Here is a 20,940-nt window from a genome sequence, read left to right as displayed (position 1 = left end):
ACGAGTCTCATTTCCATGCACCATACTGTGGAAAATGCTAAATACTCACCGGCACCTCATTCCAACCAAACGGGGTGAGGATACGCACGATCAACGCGAGACCTGGGATGAGATGGCCGGACAACACCCCCATCACCCGCTCAGGGCGGTGATTGGCGCCGACGACCTGAACAACGCCTACATCGACGGCAGCCAGAAACGTCTCGTCTCAAGGGCAGTCAGACTGGAACCGCATTTTTCGGTGCTCGATTACGGGTGCGGCGTCGGCCGGTGGACGCTCTGGTTCGCCCGGCAGGTGAAGCACGTCGTCGGGGTGGATATCTCGCCGGGGATGGTCGAGGCGGCACGACAGGCGGCGGATGCGACGGGCATCCGCAACGCCGAACACGCCGTCATCGACGGATTGCCGCTCCCGTTTGAGGACAGCGCGTTCGATGTCGTCAACGCCGTCTGGGCCCTGCGCTACATCACCGACGACGATGAACTTGCCCGCACCGTCGGCGAACTCTGCCGGGTGACCCGGCCGGGGGGGCATCTCACCTTCATCGAGATGCTTGCGAGGAGGGAGCCGGAGTTCAAGGAGCACGAGGGGGAGTTCAGCGGGGCGGCGGTGTACCGGAGAGGTGGAGATTACCGGTCGCTCTTCGAGGGATGCGGCATGATACTGAAGGAGAGCACGGTCTCGAGCGCATCGCCCCTCTACTGGCCGTTCGTCGCGGTTCGCGACGCTGCACGACGCCGGAACCTCCCTGACCCGCTCTCGCGCCTGGCCCCGTCGGCCGTCTCCGTGAGCCTTGCGGCCGAGGGGCTGACAACAGGGCTGATGCAGGTCCTGGCCGACCGGGGTCTCGTCTGGTGCAGGCATCGCTTCTTCTGCTTCGAGAAGCCAGAGAGCGGAGAGGTCAGGGCGTCACCCCACGAGCAGAAGAACGCCTCTTTTTAACCCGCGCGGCAGAAGATCTATCATGAGCGAAAACCTGAGCGGGCGCAGGCGGTCAAAGGAGGAGCGGTCATGATGGATCGACCTCCCGTACCGCCCCGGGCCTCGCGGACGGAGTGGTATATGGCCATCGCGGTCGAGACCGCCCGACGATCCACCTGTATCCGGCGGTGTTACGGGGCGGTCGTGGTGAACCCGGCAGGGGAGATCGTCTCGACCGGGCACAACGGGGCTCCGCGTGGGGAGGCCCACTGCGATGAACTGAACACCTGCATAAGGAAGCAGTACAACATCCCCTCCGGCGAGCGCTACGAGTTCTGCCGATCGGTGCACGCGGAGATGAACGCGCTCCTGCAGGCGGGCCGGGCTGCGGTCGGATGTACGCTCTACCTGGCAGGGTTCGAGCGCCTGACGGGAGCACCGTCTTACGACCCGCCCTGCCTGATGTGCTCGAAGATGCTCGTGAATGCCGGCATCGACAGGGTGGTCGTCAGGATACCGGAAGGGCTCGGGGAACTCGACCCGCAGGAACTCTACCGCCGGCACCTGGACGGCGTGATTGCGAAGGCCTTGGGGGAGTAGGGGGTTCCCTCGCCCTGCTCTGCGCCTTCGGCCTCCTCCCCCATCCTGCAGGGGCGGGGGCAGTCATCACGATAGCCGATGGAAAGCCGTATCCGGGGAGACAGATCGTTTTTCTCGGTACTTCCTCGACCGGATCACCATGACAACGGGGAGCCGGCACCCATAGCACGGGATACCCGGCCCCTCTACTGCTCTACGATGACGACCGGTTTGATCAGGTCCTTCGGCTTATCTTTCATCAGGAGAAGCGCCTCCTCGAGTTTATCGAACCCCTTGAAGACATGCGTCGCCATGAGCGCGGGGTCCATGCGCCCGTGCATCACGACTTCGGCCAGCCGCTCCATCCGCACCCTCCCGCCGGGGCAGAGTCCGGTCATGATGTTCTTGTCCGCCATCCCGAACCCCCAGCCCACGCGGGGAAGGGGTATGACGTCCTGGTCGCCCAGGCCCGAACCGAAGTAGTTGATGTTTGAGATCACCGATCCGGGTTTCGCCACGTTGATCGCGTCCATCATGATATCAGGGCCGCCTCCGGCGATGATCACGGCGTCGACGCCCGCCCCGCCGGTCCTGTCAAGGATCTGGTCGGCGGTGTTCCCGTCCTTGTAACTGATGATGTCCGTTGCACCGTACTCTTTCGCTACCCTGACGGAAGCAGGCCGGGTTCCGACGGCGAATATCCTCCCGGCGCCCCGCAGCCGTGCGCCGGCGACACCGCACAGCCCGACCGGCCCGATCCCGAGGACCGCGACTGTCGACCCGATCTGGATGTTGGCGTTCTCGGCGCCCATAAACCCGGTGCTGAGCATATCCGGGAGCATGACCCCGGCCTCAAGCGACATCCCCTCCGGCAGGTGCGCAAGGTTGTAGTCGGCCAGATTGACGTGGAAGCAATCACCGAATACGCCGTCCTTGAAGTTCGAGAACTTCCAGCCCCCGAGAGGCCCGCCGGTCTGCGACGGGAACCCGCGCTGTGCGGCTTCCGTCTCCCAGTCCGGGGTGATGGCCGGGACGATGACCCGGTCGCCGGGCTTGAAATCTTTCACCTCGCTGCCCACTTCGTCCACGATCCCGAGCGCTTCGTGCCCCAGGATGAGGTTGTGCCGGTCCCCGATCGCTCCTTCCCAGACGGTGTGGACGTCAGACGTGCACGGCGCGAGCGCCAGCGGTTTGACGATGGCGTCTCTCGGGCCGCAAGCAGGTCTGTCCTTCTCAATCCAGCCGATCTCCCCGATCTTTAACATTGCCAGGCCTTTCATGTTCTCTCTCCTTTCGGCCGGGTAGTGATCACATGACGCCATAAAAGTTGAGGTCGCCATGAATCCTTCTTTGAGGCGCAGGAATCCGCCAGTCTTTCCGCGCGGCGATGACTGAGAGCCCTGCCCTTGAGTCGACCTCTGCAACACGAAATACGGTGCATCCGAGGAGTCCGCAGACTTCCTCCGATGAATAAGACGGGCACAGGAGAGAAACCTGTGTTCACCTCTCTCGTGCGAGTATTTTTGGGCAACCCCGCCCTCTCGCTCGATGACCTCGAAAGAGACTTCGCACAGAGCCCCGCCGACTACTGGATGAACCGGTTCGGCGACGACCCGGTCCGGGGCTGACGACCCTGTCACGTACTGCGCCGCCTCTGTCCAAGGTATACCAGTATGCCCGCCAGCATGACCGCGCTTCCGATACCGACGGCCGCGGCCGGCAGCGTGAAAGCAAGCACGAGGCAGCCTGAAAGACCCAGGACCGCGAGGTATCTTCCGTACAGCCTCTCCTGCTCCGTCAGGGTATATGCGGAGATGTTCGTGACCGCGTAATACAGCAGCACGGTGAAAGAACTGAACTCTATCGCCGCACGAAGGTCAGCGAGCAGCACCACCGCGACCAGGATTACACCGACCGTCAGTCCGGCGAGGTACGGGACCCGGTGCACCGGGTGAACCCGGGCAAGAGATGTGGGCATCCTGCGGTCCCGCGCCATAGCAAAGAGCATCCGGCTTATCCCCGTCATCAGGGAGAGCAGCACCCCGAGCGTCGCAAACGTCGAACCGATCCTGACGATCCACTGCCACTCCCCGAAGCCTGCCCCGACGAGCGCCGTCACCAGGGGGGCGTCGGACTCCGCGAGCGGAGCAGGGCCGACGAGCAGGAGCGCCGAGACGACGACGACGGCGTAGACGAAGAGCGTGATGGAAAGACCGAGCACGATAGCCCGGGGAATAGCCGTCTCGGGGTCTTCGACCTCTTCGCCCAGGGTCGCGATCCTCGAGTACCCCGCAAACGCAAAGAACCAGATCCCTGCTGACTGCAGAACCCCGTAGATGCCGTTCGGCCCGAGGAGCGGGCGGAGGTTGCCGGGATCCGGCTCACCGACGAAGATGAGAGCGACGATCAAGGTGAGGGAGAGCAGGACCGCCGCGACGATGACCTTCGTCGCACTGGCGGTCTTCTCGACCCCATGGTAGTTCAGCACCGTGAACGCGATCACCGCCCCAGCGGCAAGGAGCCGTGCATACTCCGGGGCGAGGTAGTAGCCGAAGGTGAGCGCGATCGCAGAGCAGCTGGCGAGTTTGCCGACCACAAACCCCCAGCCCGCGACCCAGGCCCAGAACTCGCCCAACCGTTCCCTCGCGTATACGTAGGTGCCGCCTGACGCCGGGTAGAGGCGGGCGAGCTGTGCAGAGGAACTGGCGTTGCAGTACGCAACAGCGGCCGCAATCACGAGGCCGAAGAGCAGCCCGGCCCCGGCCGCGGCTGCCGCCGGTGCAAGCGCCGTGAAGATCCCGGCCCCGATCATCGACCCGAGCCCGATGACGACGGCGTCCCCCGCAGTCAGTCTTCGCGAGAGCCTGCTCGGCCAGATGCCGTCGGGCGGAGTCTTTGCCATACGTCGTCCACGCCCACGAGATCGGCGGGAGGGTTAACCGTTCCGGCGAAGCGAACCCGCTCGCATATGCCGTCACCTACCGGTGCAACCTCCCTGTACGTCTATCTCCGGTGCACAGTTACTTTTATGATGGCTGCCCTGGATGTGGGGGCACGCTCGCCGGGGCATTGATTGCGTACGCCTGGCCGGAGCAAGAGGGTTGTAGGTGAAGACGTATGGATGCGAGGAGAAAGATAGACGGGAAGAGCAAGCAGGAGCAGCTTGACGAGTTCCGGGCAGACCCGGAGCAGGAGTACCTGACGACGAACCAGGGAGTCCGGGTGAGCCATACCGATGACTCGCTGAAGGCGGGCGAGCGGGGGCCGACGCTTCTAGAGGACTTTCACTTCCGCGAGAAACTGACGCACTTCGACCACGAGCGGATCCCCGAGCGGGCAGTCCACGCCCGGGGCTCGGGGGCGCACGGGTATTTCCAGGTCTACGAACCGATGACCGAATACACGCGAGCGGCGTTCCTTCAGGATCCTCAGAAGTTGACGCCGGTCTTCGTCCGGTTCTCGACCGTCGTCGGCTTTCGGGGCTCCGCCGACACGGTCAGGGACGTCCGGGGGTTTGCGACGAAGTTCTACACGGAAGAGGGGAACTACGACCTTGTCGGCAACAACATGCCGATCTTCTTCATCATCGACGCCATCAAGTTCCCTGACCTCGTCCACGCGATCAAACCGGAGCAGCACCACCAGATGCCGCAGGCCTCCGCCGCCCACGACACCTTCTGGGACTTTGTGGGGAACCTGCCGGAGATCACCCACATGATCATGTGGGTCATGTCGGACCGTGCGCTCCCGCGGAGCTACCGCATGATGGAGGGGTTCGGGGTCAACACCTTCCGGTTCATCAACGCCGAGGGGAAGGCGCGGTTCGTCAAGTTCCACTGGCGGCCGCTGCTCGGCATCCACTCGCTCGCCTGGGACGAGACGCAGAAGATCGCCGGGAAGGACCCGGACTTCAACCGCCGCGACCTCTGGGAGGCGATCGAGATGGGAGACTACCCGGAGTTCGAGTTCGGGATACAGCTGATCGAGGAGGCGGACGAGCACAACTTCGACTTCGATATCCTGGACGCGACGAAGATATGGCCCGAGGAGGAGGTGCCGATCCGGTGGATCGGGAAGATGACCCTGAACAGAAACCCGGACAACTTCTTCGCGGAGACCGAACAGGTTGCCTTCTGCCCGGCAAACATCGTGCCGGGGATAGACTTCTCAAACGACCCGCTCCTCCAGGGCCGGCTCTTCTCGTACCTGGATACCCAGTTGATACGCCTCGGCGGCCCGAACTTCCAGGAGATCCCGATCAACCGTCCGCTCGCGCCGGTCGCAAACAACCAGCGGGAGGGCTACCACCGGATGACGATCGATAAGGGTGTCGCGAGTTACTTCCCGAACTCGCTCGGGGGGAATAAGCCCCGGCCGGCCCGGGTGGAGGAGGGTGGCTACGCCCATTACCAGGAGAAGATCGACGCGAGAAAGATCCGCGCCCGAAGCGAGAAGTTCAACGACCACTTCAGCCAGGCGAAACTCTTCTGGAACAGCATGTCGGACGCGGAGAAGGAGCATATCGTCAAGGCCTTCCACTTCGAGCTCGGGAAGGTCGGGGATCTCGGGGTCCGGAGGCGCGTGGTGGACCTCATCAACAACGTCGACGGCGACCTCGCGATACGGATCGCGGAAGGGATCGGGGTGCCGCCCCCGGCGAAGAAGGGCGCGTCCTCCGGCACGAAGAAGTCCCCGAGCCTCAGCCAGGAGACGACCGTCATGGACACCATCAAGAGCCGGAAGGTCGCGATCCTCGCGATGGAGGGCTACAACCACGACGAGGCGATGCAGGTCTCACAGGCGCTCAAAGATGGCGGGGCTCACCCGGAGGTCATCTCGCAGTACCTCGGTAAGGTCAGGTCCGCCGACGGCAGGGAGATGGAGGTCGATAAGAGTTACGTCACCACCACCTCCGTCGTCTACGACGCCGTCTACGTCCCGGGCGGGAAGCACGTGGAGACCCTGAAGAACCAGGGTTTCGCGATCCACTTTGTCAACGAGGCCTTCAAGCACTGCAAACCGATCGGGGCGGTTGGGGAGGGGATCGACCTCCTGAAGGCATCGGACATCAAAGGGGTCGCCTTCGCCGATGCCGGCTCCGGGGGAGAGGCCGCCTCCGAGATGGGGGTCGTCACCTGCGGGAGCCAGGGGAACGTGAACTCGTTCGTCGAGGAGTTCAAGACGGCCATCGGGCGGCACCGCCACTGGGACCGGGAGAAGAAGGAGCAGGTGCCCGCCTGAGGCGGGATGGCGCAAGGCGCACTCCCGAACCACCTCTTTTGCACGTTGCCTTCGGGTCGGCGTAAGAGAGCGGCACCGGCAGTCTGCGGTTGCACGATGCACGGACGCCCGCGCGGTAGCCCGGTCGGGGAACCATCGTACCTGGCGAAAACCACTCCTGGTGCGCTCCGCGACGGTTACAATCGCGAAACACAGACGGGCCCACTGGTGGAGACTACTGGAGAATGTCGGGAAGCCACGCCTTCGACCGGGCGGTTGTGGAGACGACGAACGCATCCGGTATGCCCGGAGACGAAGTCCTTATTACTAATCTGGATTAGTACTAATCATGATTAGGGAATTTGTCGATCGCGAGACCGAGTCCGCCCTCCTTGAGGAGGAGTGGCAAAAAGACGGCGGGCGATTGATCATCCTCTACGGGCGGCGCCGGATCGGCAAGACCCGGCTCATCACCGAGTTCGTTCGCGACAAGGAGGGTATCCTTCACTTTGCCGAGGATACCGCGCCGCAGATCCAGATCCGACAACTGCAGGAGGCGATTGCACGGTTCCTCGACGACCCGCTCCTTGCAACGCTGGAGATCGCAACCTGGGATCAACTCTTCACCTACCTCGCCCGGATACCCCTTGCTGAGCGCCGCTACCTTGTTATCGACGAATTTACCTACCTGATCAAGAACGACCCGACGGTTCTCTCAGCGCTCCAGAAAACATGGGATACTGCCCTGGCCGGAACGAACTGGTACATCCTCCTCTCCGGGTCGATGCTCGGGCTGATGACCGATAGTGCGCTCTCCTACACGTCTCCCCTCTATGGGCGGCGGACTCGCGACATGCTCCTTGGAGCACTCCGGTTTCCTGATGCACGAAGACTACTCCCTTTGTTCTCCTTTCGGGACGCTCTCAAGGCCCACCTGACCATCGGCGGCATTCCCGAGTACCTCCTCAAGGCCGGGGACTATCCCGACTACCTCACCTTTGTCGAACGGGAGTTCTTCAGCAAGTACGGCTACTTCTATCGGGAGCCCTACTTCCTTCTCTCGCAAGAGTTCCGGGAGTTGAAGATCTACCAGGCGATCCTCAATGCCGTCGCCGTCGGTAACACAACCGCCGGCACCATCGCTCAGTTCTGCGGCATGGACGCCCGCCATCTCTATCCTTATCTTGAAGCGATGATCCGGCTTGAGATCATCGAGAGGGAACTGCCCCTCCTCGGCAGCCGGCGACAGGGGCTGTACCGGATCAAGGACTGCATCTTCGACTTCTGGTACAACTTCGTCTTTTCACACCGGCAGGAGATCGAGACGGAGGGCCTTCCGAGCGATGCTGTCGATATGAACCCCTACTTCGGCAAACGGTTCGAGATCTTTGTGCGAAACGAGTTCGCCCGGAGTGTTCTGCCGGGCTATACCGTCGGGCGATGGTGGTATCGCGGCGAAGAGATCGATCTCGTTGCCGTCCGTGAGAGCGATGAGAGCATCATCTTTGGGGAGTGCAAATGGGGAAACCTGAAAGAACGGGAGGGGCGCGGCGTGCTCACCCGCCTTGCAGAGAAGGCAGAGCATGTCCGGCATGACCACTATCCCCGCGAGCGCTTCTGTCTTGTCGCCGGCAGCATCGAAGGAAAAGATCGACTTCGTGAGGAGGGATTTCTCGTCTATGATCTCACGGATATCGAAGCGATTTGCACAGCCCGGTAACGGGGCGGCCGACACGCCCCCGCCGGGCAGATCTCTTGAACGATGCGCCTCAACTGCGCAGCTTCGGCGAGTTGAACCAGAGCCCGTAGAGCTGGTGCGATTCATCGCCCTTCTTGAAGACTAACCGGAGGGCAACCCCGTCCTCCTGCTCGAACGCGGCCCGGTAGGTCACGGCAACGAACTCGCCTATCTCCGTGACGACGGGATCGCTCCTGGACTCATAGAGCCCGATCCGCGATGTGACGTCTTCACGGTTCTGCACGAACGCGGCCTCGTCAAGGGCCTGCCGCATCTCCGGGCCGAAGTCGCGGGAGTATACCGTATAGTTGCCGTCATTGAAACCCTGCATGAGGTTGTCGGCGATCGGGTCCGCGTAGGCAAACACCTCTGCCGCCTCCTCGCCGGAGAGCACCGTCTCCTGGCCCATGCAGCCGCAGACGGAGACTGCAGCGAGGAGCGTGAGAGCGGCAAGGAGCGGAATCTGAGAACGACTCATGATAAAATATCGAACCGGCAGGTGATGAATGTAGGGGTCGGACTGCCGGGAGGGAGAACCGTAACGGCTATCGGAGCGGTGCAGAGACTGTCGACAGGGGATCTCTGTTCGGGATCTTCCACCGGCTCGAACGGGCCAGGGCGCAGGTCTCGGCCACTTCACCGGATGTTCCAGATCCGAGCGGGGGAGGGCGAGATCTCCGGATCCCGGTGTTGCTCTCCAGCATCTCCAGCCATTTAGCCACGGAGAATGCCGTTGCACGAATGAGTTAAGTTTATAGCGGCATAAATTATCTTCCAGGATCGATAAAAATCGGCGATCCACAATGGCACAACCTGCACCGCTCCTCGACGGGTTACTCTTCATCGCGTTCTTCACAGCAGTCACCATCACGGGGATGCTCTTTGGCCGGTACATAGGGCACGTGTTCTCCGGGGACTACTCCCACGGCATCCCCGGGGCGCTGGAAGCCCGGCTTTTTCGCTTCATCGGCACGTCTGCCGGTGAGGAGGAGGACTGGATGGGATACGCACGGGAGATGCTCATCTTCAACGGCATCGGATTCATCGCACTCCTCGCGCTTCTCCTGCTGCAGGGTTACCTGCCGCTGAATCCGGAAGGCTTCGGCGCATTCGACCCCGGCACGGCACTCCATACGGCGGCGAGCTTCGTCACCAACACCAACTACCAGATATATGCAGGAGAGGCCTCCGCGAGTTACCTGACCCAGATGGCCGGCTTTACGGTCCAGAATTTCCTCTCGGCAGCCACCGGGATCTGCATCGCCATTGCGGTGATGCGGGGAGTCACCCGCCGGTCGACCGACCGGATCGGCAACTTCCGGGTGGACGTGACCCGGTGCATCCTCTACATCCTCCTCCCGGTTGCATTTCTCGCCGCCCTCCTGCTCGTCTCGCAGGGGGTCATCCAGAACGTCGACCCCTACGTGCATGCCGCAGGGTACGGCCCGGCCGGACCGCAGACGATCGCCATGGGGCCTGTCGCCTCCCAGGAAGCCGTCAAGGAGTTCGGCACGAACGGGGGCGGGTTCTTCAACGCCAACTCCGCCCACCCCTACGAGAACCCGACACCGTTCACCAACCTCGTGGAGATCTTTCTGATCCTCCTGATCCCGGTCTCGCTGCCCTTTGTCTTCGGCCGGATGGCCGGGTCCATGCGGCAGGGATGGGCCATCTACACCGTCATGCTCGCGATCTACCTCCCCGCCCTCGGCGCGCTCTACGTTGCCGAGCTGGACGGCAACCCGCTCACGGGGCAGTTCGACGTGACCGGGATCTCGATGGAAGGAAAAGAAGTCCGCTTCGGGCTCGGCGGCACCGCCCTCTTTGCCGCCTCCACCACCGCGACGTCCTGCGGGGCGGTCAACGCCATGTTCGACTCCTTCATGCCGATTGCAGGCATGGTGCCGATGCTCCTGATCCTGCTCGGCGAGGTCGCCTTCGGCGGGGTGGGATCGGGGTTTTACACTATTATCGGGTTTATCGTGGTCGCCGTCTTCATCGCCGGGCTGATGATCGGGAGAACTCCAGAGTACCTCGGAAAGAAGATCGAGGCTCAGGAGATACGCATGGCCGTTCTCACGGTCCTGGTGCCGGGCGTCCTCGTCCTCATCCTCACAGGGGTCGCGCTGTTCCTTCCCGGCACGGCCGGAGCGATGCACAACCCGGGTCCGCACGGCTTCTCCGAACTCGTCTACACGTTTGCCTCACAATCCAACAACAACGGGAGCGCGTTTGCCGGGTTCGACGCCTCAGGGATCTTTTATGCGCTTGCCGGCGCCGCGGCAATGACCATCGGGCGGTTCGTCCCGGCGGTTGCGATGCTTGCCCTCGCCGGGTCGATAGCGCAGAAGAAGACGGTCCCACCGGGACCGGGGACCCTGCCCACCACGTCGGCAACATTCACCATCTGGACGATCCTGGTGATCCTGATCGTCGGGGCGCTCACGTTCTTCCCCCTCTTCGCCATGGGGCCGATCGTCGACCACCTGTTGTTGTCCGGAGGCGGGTAGCCCGATGGCCAGGAAACGGTATCCCCGGTTCGGCGCCCTCGAACCGGGTCTCGTCCACGAAGCGCTCGTCGGGAGCGTCCTCAAACTGGACCCGCGCAGGCAGATCGAGAACCCCGTGATGCTGGCGGTGGAGATCGGGGGGATCGTCACGACGGCAGGGTTCTTCGTCGGCCTCTCGACTGCCACCGGAGAGCAGTCGTTATTCACCGGCCTCGTCTCCCTCTGGCTCTGGCTGACGGTGCTCTTCTCAAATTTCGCAGAATCCCTCTCCGAGGGGAGGGGAAAGGCGCGGGCAGCGTCTCTCCGGCAGTCCCGCACCAGCGTACCCGCACGCCGCCTCGCGAGAGAGGCATTCGATGCACCGGCGAACGAGGTCGCCTCCTCCGACCTCCGGCCGGGCGACCTCGTCCTAGTAAAAGAGAGCGAGATCATTCCCGGCGACGGGGAGGTGATCAGGGGAGCCGCCCTCGTCAACGAAGCCGCCATCACCGGAGAGTCCGCGCCGGTCGTGCGCGAGGCAGGCGGGGACCGGAGCGCGGTGACGGGGGGAACAACGGTGTTAGCAAACGAGATCATCGTCCGGGTCACCACGGAGCCCGGCCGGACCTTTCTCGACCGCATGATCGCCATGGTCGAGGGGGCCGAACGGCGCAAGACGCCCAACGAGGTCGCGCTCGAGATCCTGCTCCTGGCGCTGACCGCCGTCTTCCTGGCGGTCGTCGGCAACATATACCCGGTATCCGCCTACAGCGCCTCGTTCACCGGATCGGGTGCTCCTGCGAGCCTCACGGTGCTGGTCGCGCTCTTCGTCTGTCTGGCCCCCACGACCATCGCGGCCCTCCTCCCGGCGATCGGGATCGCCGGCATGGACCGGCTCTTCCAGCGCAACATCGTCGCGCTCTCCGGCCGGGCGATCGAGGCTGCAGGCGACGTCAACGTCCTGCTCCTCGACAAGACCGGGACGATCACCCTTGGAAACCGTCAGGCGGCGGAGTTCGTCCCGGTGGAGGGGCAGTCCCGGGACGAACTGATGCAGGCCTCCCTTCTCTCCTCGTATGCCGATGAGACGCCGGAGGGCAGGAGCATCCTTGCCCTTGTCCGGGAGAAGACCGGCGTCGCGCCGGCATGCCCCCCGGGTGCACGGTTCATCCCGTTCTCGGCCGCAACCCGCGTGAGCGGCGCCGAGTGCGACGGGACGTCGTACCTGAAGGGAGCCGCCGACGCGATCACGAGGCTCGTCCCCGAGCGCGGAGGAGCGGTACCCCCGGACCTGGCGACGAAAGTGAACGGGATTGCATCGGCAGGAGGCACGCCGCTCGTAGTGGCGCGCGACAGGACGATCCTCGGCGTGATCTTCCTCAAGGATATCCTGAAGACCGGGATCCGGGAACGGTTTGCCGACCTTCGCCGGATCGGAATACGGACGGTCATGATCACGGGCGACAACCCGCTCACCGCGGCTGCAATCGCAGCGGAAGCGGGTGTGGACGACTACCTTGCCGAGGCGAAGCCGGACGACAAGTTAAGGCTGATCCGCGAGACGCAGGACGAGGGCTACATGGTCGCCATGACCGGCGACGGGACCAACGATGCACCCGCCCTTGCCCAGGCCGACGTGGCGGTGGCCATGAACAATGGGACCCAGCCAGCGCGGGAGGCGGCCAATATCATCGATCTTGACAGCGATCCCACCAAACTGCTGGATATCGTCGAGATCGGCAAAGAGATCCTGATGACCCGCGGAGCCCTCACCACGTTCTCCATAGCAAATGACATCGCCAAGTACTTCGCCATCATCCCGGCCGCGCTGGTCGGGATCTACCCACAGCTTGCCATCCTGAACATCATGGACCTCGCCACCCCGCAGTCAGCCATCCTCTCCGCGGTCATCTTCAATGCCCTGGTCATCCCGCTCCTGATACCGATCGCGCTTGCCGGAGTGCGGTTCAAACCGATGCCGGCATCGAGGCTCTTTGCCTACAACCTGGTCATCTTCGGCCTCGGGGGCCTCGTCGCTCCGTTCATCGGCATCAAAGCACTCGACCTCCTGATCGCCGGAGTCCTGTAGAGGTATACCACCCATGACGGAGATACGACAGGCAGCAAAAAGCGGTCTGCTCCTCTTCCTCGTCCTCTTCATCATCACGGGGTTCGCCTACCCCCTGGCGGTAACGCTCATCGCCGGGGCAGCATTTCCATACCAGGCCCACGGCAGCCTGATCGTCGACGGCCAGGACCGGGTGATCGGCTCGGACCTGATCGGCCAGAGCTTCAGCGCACCATTCTACTTCCAGGGCCGCCCCTCGGAGACGCCGATCACCGCGTACAATGCGTCTTCCTCCGGCGGGTCGAACCTTGCACCCGGAAACCCCCTGCTCCTCGAGCATATCGCGGACCGGGTGAGGGCTCTCCGGAACGCCGGCGTGCAGGGCCCACTCCCGTCCGATCTCGTCATGGCTTCAGGGAGCGGTCTTGACCCCGCGATCAGCCTGGACGCCGCGCTGGTGCAGGTCCCCGCCGTCGCAGAGGCGCGCGGTCTTCCGGAGGACGAGGTCCGTGCGCTCGTTCTCGCCCGGGCGGAGAGCCTCCCGGTTCCGTTCGTAGAACCCTACGTCAATGTCCTCTCGCTCAACCGTGAGCTGGATCGCCTGGACAGGAGGGGCTGAATACGGCAGAAAGGACCGCCGAGGAAGGCCGCCCCCTGCCCGAAGACCTGCTCGCCGTTGCAGAGCAGGCGGAACAGAGGGCCGGGAAGGGGCAGCTGACGATCTACCTGGGATACGCCGCCGGCGTCGGCAAGACCTACACGATGCTGGAGGACGCGCTCAGCCACCGGAGCGACGGGCTCGATATCGTGATCGGGTATGTGGAGACGCACGGCAGGGCAGAGACAGATGCACTCACCGCAAGGCTCGAGGCAATCCCCCCGATTTGCGTCGATTACCAGGGACTCACGCTGCGGGAGCCGGATATCGACGCGATCCTCAGGCGACGCCCGCAGATCGTTCTCATCGACGAGCTTGCGCACACCGATGCTCCGGGGAGCCGGCACGCCAAACGCCACCAGGACATCGAGGAGATCCTTCACGCGGGGATATCGGTCTACACCACCGTCAATATCCAGCACATCGAGAGCCAGAACGACATCGTCGCCCAGATCACGGGCATCCGCGTCGCAGAGACGGTGCCGGACACGTTCTTCTACGATGCCGACGAGATCCGCCTGATAGACATCCCGCCGGAGGAACTCCAGATCCGCCTCCGCGCCGGAAAGGTCTATGTGCGGGATATGGCCGAGCAGGCCGTCCAGCGGTTCTTCAGCGTCGAAAATCTCCTGGCACTCCGGCAGATCGCTCTCCGGTTCATGGCGCAGGTCACCGATCGACAGATGCTCACCCGCATGCGGGCCAGGGCCATCCCGGGGCCATGGCCTGCCGGGGAACGGCTCCTCGTGGGGATACGCCCCGGCCCGACGGCGGACCAGATGGTCCGTGCGGCGTACCGCCTTGCAGACAGGTTCCGTGCGGACTGGATCGTGATCTCCATCGGGACCGAGACTGAGCAGAACCTCACGGACCAGGAGCGGCGGTGGCTCAACGATGCGATGGAGACGGCAAGGAGCCTCGGAGGACGGATCGTTCGTTACCGCGGAGGGGACGTTCCGGGGGAACTGATCAGGTATGCCCGGCAGCACAACGTCACCATGATCATGCTCGGTAAACCCCGCGGACTGGACATCTTCTACTCTCCCGTGTACCGCACCATGGTCCGGTCAAAGGGGATCGATATCTTCCTCTACGAACCGAAAGCGACGGTAAGTATCCCTATCCACAGGCAACTGCCGCAATTTGTGAGTCCAAACCTCATCATCAGCGCAATACTCATCGCGCTTGTGACGATCGTGAATTACTTTCTGCGAAATGTCATCAGTTCGTCAAACCTGCTCATCATCCAGTTGGTTCCAGTGGTGGCGGCAGCGCTCTTATTCCGCCGGAGAACGGCGATCATCACCGCTATCGCAAGCATCCTGATCTTCGACTTCGCTTTTGTGGCTCCCTACTACACGCTTACGATCAATGACTGGGATTACTTCATCTCTTTTGTGGGATACGTGGTCATTGCGTTCATCATCAGCGGTCTCGCAACAAGACTCCGCTACCTGCTCCCGCAGATACGGAGGAGCGAGGCAAAGGTTGAGGCCGTCGCCGTCCTCTCCCGCGATCTGGTGAACGTCGCGCACCGCCAGGAGATCTTCGATACGCTCTATCGCCACATGAAGCAGTTTGGCGAAGGTGCATTTGCCGTTCTCACGCCGGGTGCGGGGGGGCTCTTCGTGAACGTCGGGGATCCCGATTATCCGCTCACCCAAAAAGAGCGGACCATCGCCCAGTGGGCCTTCGAAAATGGCCGGGCAGCGGGGAGAGGCACCGAAACGCTCCCGATGGGGATAGGACACTACGTTCCGATGAAGGCGTTTGCGGTTACGTTCGGCGTCCTGGCGTTCGCATTCAGGGACCCGGAGGAGGTGCTTACACCGGAGAATAAGGATGTCCTCCAGACGATGGCATACCTGGGGGCTCTGGCCCTGGAAGAAGTAGAGTGAGCGGGCTGTCCCTGCCGCCGGCGCCGACAATCGAGGGGCGCTGCAGGTCAATACCCCGGTACGACAGGTGATGTCAGGGAGGGAGATCAAACCTGGATAGGTACTGAGATGCAACCGGTTTCACTCCAGAACCCGGTATGCCCCGGAGGGTACAAGCATCTCGAACCGTGCCCCCGTCCCGAACTCGCCCGTTTCGGCGATGCTGATCCCGGTGATCCCGAGAATCTCCCGGATCAGGAAGAGCCCAAGGCCCGTGTTCTTCCCGACGCCCCGGTGAAAGATCCGCTCCTTCTCCCCGGCAGGAACGCCGACGCCGTTGTCCTCCCAGACGAGGGTGAGATCTCCGTTCTCCTCCGGGCGATACCAGACGCGGGTCCGTGTCGTCGACTCGCCGTGCCGGAGCGTGTTGTCCATCAGGTTGGCAAAGACCGTTGAAAGCATCGGGTCCGCGTAAATGACAAGGTCTCCGGCCTCGTTCTCGACCGGGAGCCCCTGAGGCGACGCAGACTGGATCGCGTCGGTGACTCGCTGCCATTCCGGTGATTTGATGCCGAGGTCGGTGTAGTCCCGGGTGAACTCGATCTGGCGGCGTATCCGGTCGGCGGCGCCCTGCACCCGGGTGAGGTACTTCGAGACCTCGGGCTCCTGCACGGCCTCCTCTGCAAACGAGAGGTTGCCGAGGAGGATCGTCAGCTGGTTCAGGATGTCGTGCCGGGTGATGCTGCTCATCAGGTTGAGCTTCCTGTTCACGACCGCAAGGCTGTTCGTCTGCCGGGCAAGCTCCACGGCATGATACTCGATCTCCTGCTCCAATGCCTTGCGCTCGGTGATATCCTGGGCGGTGAACGTCAGGCCCCGGGAGAGAGACGCAGGGTCGAGAGGTGTTATGGAGAGCAGGATACCGATGATCGCGCCGTCTTTGCGCCGGGAACGGATCTCCCGGGTACATGTTCCCACCTCCCGGATCTGTGCGTGCATCTCCTGCAGGAAAGACTCATACTCAGCGTCGTCCTGATACAGCAGCCGCACGGGCTGACCGATGAGCTCTTCACGGGTGTAGCCGACGATGTCGCAGAGCCTGCCGTTGACCTCCGTAAAGACACGGTTCACAACCATTCCGATGCCGGTTGGGGCGGCGCGGAAGATGCTCTCCATCTTCGCCGCTGTCTCCCGCAGCGCCTCTTCGGCCCCTTTCTGATCTGTGACGTCCTGCCACCCACCGTACAGCCGCACGCCTCTGCTCCCGCTATCGCTGCAGTCGGCCGAGATACGGAGCCACCGGATAGAACCGTCCCGGCTGACGATCCGGAGCTCGAAGAGCGACGACATCCCGGGGGAGAGCCGGGAGATCTCGCGCTCAAAGACGGCGAGATCGTCCGGGTAAACGATCTCCTTCCAGCAACGCATCGAAAGGATCTCCTCACCGGTATACCCGGTGATCTCGCGCACCGCTCCGGCAATCCAGTCGATAGTGTAGTCGCCCGAACTTTCGAGGACGCAGGAGTAGACGACGTCGGAGATGCTCTCGGAGATGCGCCGGTAACGTTCTTCGCTCGCCTGGAGCCGATGCTGGCTCTCGGCAAGGTCGTCGAAACTCGACCGGAGCTCCTCCTCGGCAGCGGCGAGCTGTTCATACGTCCCCTGGAGTTCTTCGTGTCTCCGCAGGAGTTCGGCATCCACCTGCTTCTGCCGGCTGATATCCCGGATCGTCTCGATAGCACCGACACGCCTGCCCTCCCGGTCATAGAGCGGCGATGCCCTGATCATGATGACGGACTGGCTGCCGTCAGGACGGGGGAGATAGGTCTCGCCTTCGAGGATCTCCCCCTTCCTCACCATGGCCTGGTAAGGGCCGCTCGATGCTCCATCGGATCGGAGGACGTAGTCGATCAGGACCGGGCGCGCCTCGCCATAGAGCGGAACCGCATACGCGTAATCGCCCTTGCCAAGCATCCCGGCTTTCGGAACACCGAGCATCTCCTCGATTGCACGGTTCCAGGCGATCACGCGGCCGCTGGTATCGATGACGAAGGTTGCGTCCGGGAGGAAGTCGATGATATCGGCAAGCTTGCGTTCGCTCTCTAAGAGCCGCTGCTGGTTCTTGGCAAGGTCGTCGAAACTCGATCGGAGTTCCTCCTCGACAGCGGCGAGCTGCTCATATGCCGCCTGGAGTTCCGCGTGCCTCTCCACCCGTTCGAGCTCGGCGAGTTTGCGCCCCGTGATGTCGTGTACCATCCCGACGGAGCGGACGACCTCCCCGGCTCCGTTCCGATAGTGCTCGCACCGTTCAAGGACGTACCGGACCTCCCCGCTATCGCTACGAAGGAGTCGGTGCTCGACCTCGTAGCCGTCCTTTCCGTCCGCGATTGAACTGCGATACGCGGTATCGACCAGTGCCCGGTCGTCCGGGTGGACCGCCGCAAGGAACCCATCATAGGTCAGTGGTTCTTCACGGTCAAGGCCGAAGATGCGGTAGGACTCGTCCGACCAGATCAGGTCTCCGGTCCTGTGATAGAACTCCCAGCTGCCGAGGTGCGCAAGGCTCTGCGCCCTATACAGCATCTCTTCGCTCCGATGGAGCGCGATCTCGGCTTTTCGCCTCCCAGAGAGCTGCCGGACGGCGTTCGCCAGTTCGGCGAACTGCGCCGTCGGATTACCGCCTTTCTGGATATAGAAGTCGGCACCGTTGTTCAGCGCCTCGATCGCCACCTCTTCGCGCCCCCTGCCGGTGAAGATGATGAAGGGCACCCGGGACCCTGCCTCCCGGACCCGCTTCAAGAGAGCGATCCCGTCCATCTCCGGCATCTGGTAGTCCGAGACGACCGCGGCATACCGGCCGGAGAGGATCATGCGAAGCGCCTCGATGGGGCTTGTAGTGACGTCGACGGCGATGCCGCCCGTCCGTTCAAGAAAAGCACGGCCGATATCGAGCAGCGCCTCCTCATCGTCGACGTAGAGGATGTGGTCGGGGTTGGTGACGGTATGCACTGTTGTACCTATTGAGAAAGGGGGGGAGAAGTAATAAAACATTTCGTATAAGCAGCGGCCAATTACAGAATATTATTGATTTATACCCGGTTAAATTGGGAGTTTTATTCAAAATAGGGTGATGTACCCATAGCAAGGGTGGGCAATCTCTCGGTGTGATAGCACGGCCCGGTGGGCGGCATTTTCGGTTACTCGTGACCGTCTCGGTCTCGATCCTCTCGGGAGGCCGGCGATCTGCACCGTTGACCGTCTCGAAGTCCGCAAGGTCGATCCAGGCCTGGACGACGTCCCAGAAGCCGGGGCCCGCGTCAGGGAGGGGGTATCTCGACCTCTAGCCACTCCCCTCCAGCAGCAGGGTGGAGACGTCTCTCTCGGTCTTGCAGAGACGGACCATCGATTGTGCGATCCAGTATGGGTCAATCTCTTCCCCGAAGAATAACTGGAGCCTTGTCCATCCGGACGGATCGGCGGCGAGATCGACCCGCTGCGTCTTCGAGATGATCGCGGAGAGGTGTTCGCGGAGTTCGGGCAGGAAGCCGGCAACCTTCGGATACCGTCTATGGTTGACCTGTATCCCGATGCTGATCGAATCCTGCCAGTCGCTGAACACGTAGTGCACTTCGCCCGGCCACCCTTCACGGTATACGCGGACGTTCTCCTTTTCGGTCGCACGCGTCGAAAATACGGGCAACTTCATCTTTGAGAAGATCTCGACGGTCAACCGGAGCCGTAACCTCTGCCTCTTCATCTCCGGCTCCGCCTCTCCCGAAACCAGGAAGCGGGAGTGGTAGAAGTACTCGTTCCTGCCGAGCCGGTAGCGCTCGACCACCAGCAGCCGGAGATCGAGGTCGCTGTGTTCGTTGAGGTAGCTGAACTCCCGGATGAGGTCGTCCGGGGCAGCATCGAGGACGATGATACCCCGGATCTGCCCGGCCCTCATATGCGAGGCAAAATTGCTCTTCACCTGGACGAGCCGATCTTCGGGGTTCTCTTCCCCCTCGGCACCGGCCATGGACCGGAACGTCTCTTCGAGCAGGCCTCCCGACCTCGCGTTCACTTCATCAGGTGTGAGGTTCTGCATCGCCGAGAGGTAGTCGCATAACCGGCCGACGATCTCGCGCGACTCTTCGTTCCGGGCCAGGTTCACCTCGACGATGACCGGCAGCCCGTTGCTGTCGATGAGGAAGAGATCGGCGAACCCGCTCTCAAGCGGGAACTCCCGGCTGATCGTGACGAGCGCGGAGTCATCACGGTCGACGAGGAGCACCGGGTGCTCGGCGAGGATCTCCTGCAGTTCGTACTCGTTCCTGAAGGGTTCCGGTTGCTGGGCCAGCTCGCTCCCTTCGCCTATTCGTATCGCGGGCATCGAATCTCCATAGCGAGTATGGAGGGGGAGGTTGATATGGTTATCAATTGGAGTGCCCCGGGGTTCGGAATGCGGCGGTGAACGGGTATCACATCATTCGCGTGTCAGGCAGCGCCATCCCGAAGTTACCGCCCGCGCTCCTGCTCGAGGATGCGGCGGATCTCCTGCCGGAGCTCCGGAACGCGATTGACGACGGTCCGCCAGACAAGCTGCGTGTCGACACCGAAATACGTGTGAATCAGTTTGTCCAGCATCCCCGCCATCTCACGCCAGGGAACGGCGGGATACTTCTCCCGGACGGGCAGCGGAATCTTTTTTGCCGCTTCGCCGATGACCTCGAACTTCCTGATGACAGCGCTCTGAGTCCTGTCGTCATGCAGGAACTGATCATAGGTCATGCCAACGGTAAACTCCTCAATCCTCTCAAGCGCAGCAGCAAGGTCCGAGAGATAGAGAGTATGCGATCTCATGCGACGAGGAGGTCCCGGGTGACCTGCCTGCGGATCTCCGGGCGAAGTGCCGCCTTCGGCACGACGTCCACGCCGGACCCGAGTTTTTCTTCGAGGTACTGTGACAGCCCGACAAAATCGAAGAGATCCGCACCGGAACCGAACTCGACGAGTACGTCGATGTCGCTGCCCTCCCCCTGTTCTTCACGGGCATATGATCCGAAGAGGGCGATGCTCTCGACGTGATAGCGCTCTCTGAGTTCGGCCTTCAGGGAGCGAAGAACCTCGAGGACTTCGGTGCGGGTTTTCATGTGCGCAACGCTCCTGCTGTATGTCCCCTTACGCTCGCGGATTGCTTTAATCTATTGTTCGCCGTGGGAGCATCGGCCCCGGTCACCTCCCGAACAACCCGCCGGTGGAAAAGATTCAGGCTGGAAACTCAGTACTTCGCTAAATCTCCCTCACCTCTCCTTCTGTTTGACCTTGTTCTACCATCCTTTCTCTAAACCCGTTGCCGTAACACCGTAATTCCTTTCACCATCCCCATCGATGCCCGGATCGCTTC

16 protein-coding genes are annotated in these 20,940 nt (G+C 62.5%); 9 read left to right on the top strand and 7 right to left on the bottom strand.

Annotated features, from left to right (window positions below; all coding sequences use genetic code 11):
- The first annotated feature begins 112 nt into the window (after window positions 1-112).
- Complete coding sequence (locus FKB36_RS10085) at window positions 113-943, top strand: class I SAM-dependent methyltransferase (RefSeq protein WP_261597935.1); 831 nt, start codon at window positions 113-115, stop codon at window positions 941-943.
- Window positions 944-1,012: 69 nt separating this feature from the next.
- Window positions 1,013-1,522, top strand: coding sequence for a deoxycytidylate deaminase (locus FKB36_RS10080; protein ID WP_261597934.1), 510 nt, complete (start codon window positions 1,013-1,015; stop codon window positions 1,520-1,522).
- Window positions 1,523-1,707: 185 nt separating this feature from the next.
- Here the strand turns inward: FKB36_RS10080 and FKB36_RS10075 are convergent, their stop codons facing one another.
- Complete coding sequence (locus FKB36_RS10075; protein ID WP_261597933.1) at window positions 1,708-2,781, bottom strand: NAD(P)-dependent alcohol dehydrogenase; 1,074 nt, start codon at window positions 2,779-2,781, stop codon at window positions 1,708-1,710.
- A gap of 216 nt (window positions 2,782-2,997) precedes the next feature.
- Here FKB36_RS10075 and FKB36_RS10070 point away from each other — a divergent pair, with 216 nt between their 5' ends.
- Window positions 2,998-3,129: a hypothetical protein gene (locus FKB36_RS10070; protein WP_261597932.1), complete on the top strand. Its 132-nt coding sequence runs from the start codon at window positions 2,998-3,000 to the stop codon at window positions 3,127-3,129.
- 8 nt (window positions 3,130-3,137) lie between these two features.
- On the opposite strand, the gene FKB36_RS10065 is transcribed toward FKB36_RS10070, so the two are convergent.
- The gene (locus tag FKB36_RS10065; RefSeq protein WP_261597931.1) at window positions 3,138-4,403 is read right to left on the bottom strand and encodes an APC family permease; all 1,266 of its coding nucleotides are present in this window, start codon (window positions 4,401-4,403) and stop codon (window positions 3,138-3,140) included.
- A gap of 215 nt (window positions 4,404-4,618) precedes the next feature.
- Between FKB36_RS10065 and FKB36_RS10060 the strand changes: the two genes are divergently transcribed.
- Both FKB36_RS10060 and FKB36_RS10055 read left to right on the top strand, forming a co-directional pair.
- Window positions 4,619-6,742, top strand: a complete 2,124-nt coding sequence (locus tag FKB36_RS10060; RefSeq protein ID WP_261597930.1) for a catalase — start codon at window positions 4,619-4,621, stop codon at window positions 6,740-6,742.
- A 328-nt stretch (window positions 6,743-7,070) separates the two neighbouring features.
- Entirely contained in the window at window positions 7,071-8,441 is a 1,371-nt protein-coding gene (locus tag FKB36_RS10055; protein ID WP_261597929.1) for an ATP-binding protein, read from the top strand.
- 49 nt (window positions 8,442-8,490) lie between these two features.
- On the opposite strand, the gene FKB36_RS10050 is transcribed toward FKB36_RS10055, so the two are convergent.
- A complete protein-coding gene (locus FKB36_RS10050) occupies window positions 8,491-8,937 on the bottom strand; it encodes a DUF3887 domain-containing protein (RefSeq protein ID WP_261597928.1) in 447 nt (148 codons plus the stop codon).
- 325 nt (window positions 8,938-9,262) lie between these two features.
- Between FKB36_RS10050 and kdpA the strand changes: the two genes are divergently transcribed.
- Genes kdpA through FKB36_RS10030 form a run of 4 tightly spaced genes read left to right on the top strand, consistent with a single transcriptional unit; the run spans window position 9,263 to window position 15,572 of the window.
- The gene (gene kdpA, locus FKB36_RS10045; RefSeq protein ID WP_261597927.1) at window positions 9,263-10,969 is read left to right on the top strand and encodes a potassium-transporting ATPase subunit KdpA; all 1,707 of its coding nucleotides are present in this window, start codon (window positions 9,263-9,265) and stop codon (window positions 10,967-10,969) included.
- 4 nt (window positions 10,970-10,973) lie between these two features.
- Window positions 10,974-13,037: a potassium-transporting ATPase subunit KdpB gene (gene kdpB / locus FKB36_RS10040; protein WP_261597926.1), complete on the top strand. Its 2,064-nt coding sequence runs from the start codon at window positions 10,974-10,976 to the stop codon at window positions 13,035-13,037.
- Window positions 13,038-13,050: 13 nt separating this feature from the next.
- Window positions 13,051-13,635, top strand: coding sequence for a potassium-transporting ATPase subunit KdpC (kdpC, locus tag FKB36_RS10035; RefSeq protein WP_261597925.1), 585 nt, complete (start codon window positions 13,051-13,053; stop codon window positions 13,633-13,635).
- Window positions 13,632-15,572, top strand: coding sequence for a DUF4118 domain-containing protein (locus FKB36_RS10030; RefSeq protein WP_261598076.1), 1,941 nt, complete (start codon window positions 13,632-13,634; stop codon window positions 15,570-15,572). The genes kdpC and FKB36_RS10030 overlap by 4 nt, the downstream gene beginning before the upstream one ends.
- 120 nt (window positions 15,573-15,692) lie before the next feature.
- On the opposite strand, the gene FKB36_RS10025 is transcribed toward FKB36_RS10030, so the two are convergent.
- The 4 genes from FKB36_RS10025 to FKB36_RS10010 form a co-directional block, all read right to left on the bottom strand.
- Window positions 15,693-18,560, bottom strand: a complete 2,868-nt coding sequence (locus tag FKB36_RS10025; RefSeq protein WP_261597924.1) for a PAS domain S-box protein — start codon at window positions 18,558-18,560, stop codon at window positions 15,693-15,695.
- Between the two features lie 331 nt (window positions 18,561-18,891).
- A complete protein-coding gene (locus FKB36_RS10020; RefSeq protein ID WP_261597923.1) occupies window positions 18,892-19,926 on the bottom strand; it encodes a hypothetical protein in 1,035 nt (344 codons plus the stop codon).
- 125 nt (window positions 19,927-20,051) lie between these two features.
- Window positions 20,052-20,396, bottom strand: a complete 345-nt coding sequence (locus tag FKB36_RS10015) for a HepT-like ribonuclease domain-containing protein (protein ID WP_261597922.1) — start codon at window positions 20,394-20,396, stop codon at window positions 20,052-20,054.
- Window positions 20,393-20,686, bottom strand: coding sequence for a nucleotidyltransferase family protein (locus tag FKB36_RS10010; RefSeq protein WP_261597921.1), 294 nt, complete (start codon window positions 20,684-20,686; stop codon window positions 20,393-20,395). Before FKB36_RS10010 ends, FKB36_RS10015 begins: the two co-directional genes overlap by 4 nt.
- Window positions 20,687-20,940: the final 254 nt, after the last annotated feature.

The sequence above is a fragment of the Methanoculleus formosensis genome (assembly GCF_025384765.1).
Lineage (GTDB): Archaea > Halobacteriota > Methanomicrobia > Methanomicrobiales > Methanoculleaceae > Methanoculleus > Methanoculleus formosensis.
Note: the sequence above shows the minus strand (reverse complement) of the source record. Positions and strands in the feature narration are given on the sequence as shown.

Coding starts and splice junctions, on each gene's coding strand:
- FKB36_RS10075 (WP_261597933.1), bottom strand. CDS start 2,781: ATGAAAGGCCTGGCAATGTTAAAGATCGGGGAGATCGGCTGGATTGAG.
- FKB36_RS10020 (WP_261597923.1), bottom strand. CDS start 19,926: ATGCCCGCGATACGAATAGGCGAAGGGAGCGAGCTGGCCCAGCAACCG.
- FKB36_RS10080 (WP_261597934.1), top strand. CDS start 1,013: ATGATGGATCGACCTCCCGTACCGCCCCGGGCCTCGCGGACGGAGTGG.
- FKB36_RS10060 (WP_261597930.1), top strand. CDS start 4,619: ATGGATGCGAGGAGAAAGATAGACGGGAAGAGCAAGCAGGAGCAGCTT.
- FKB36_RS10050 (WP_261597928.1), bottom strand. CDS start 8,937: ATGAGTCGTTCTCAGATTCCGCTCCTTGCCGCTCTCACGCTCCTCGCT.
- kdpA (WP_261597927.1), top strand. CDS start 9,263: ATGGCACAACCTGCACCGCTCCTCGACGGGTTACTCTTCATCGCGTTC.
- FKB36_RS10010 (WP_261597921.1), bottom strand. CDS start 20,686: ATGAAAACCCGCACCGAAGTCCTCGAGGTTCTTCGCTCCCTGAAGGCC.
- FKB36_RS10065 (WP_261597931.1), bottom strand. CDS start 4,403: ATGGCAAAGACTCCGCCCGACGGCATCTGGCCGAGCAGGCTCTCGCGA.
- kdpC (WP_261597925.1), top strand. CDS start 13,051: ATGACGGAGATACGACAGGCAGCAAAAAGCGGTCTGCTCCTCTTCCTC.
- kdpB (WP_261597926.1), top strand. CDS start 10,974: ATGGCCAGGAAACGGTATCCCCGGTTCGGCGCCCTCGAACCGGGTCTC.
- FKB36_RS10015 (WP_261597922.1), bottom strand. CDS start 20,396: ATGAGATCGCATACTCTCTATCTCTCGGACCTTGCTGCTGCGCTTGAG.
- FKB36_RS10055 (WP_261597929.1), top strand. CDS start 7,071: ATGATTAGGGAATTTGTCGATCGCGAGACCGAGTCCGCCCTCCTTGAG.
- FKB36_RS10085 (WP_261597935.1), top strand. CDS start 113: ATGGCCGGACAACACCCCCATCACCCGCTCAGGGCGGTGATTGGCGCC.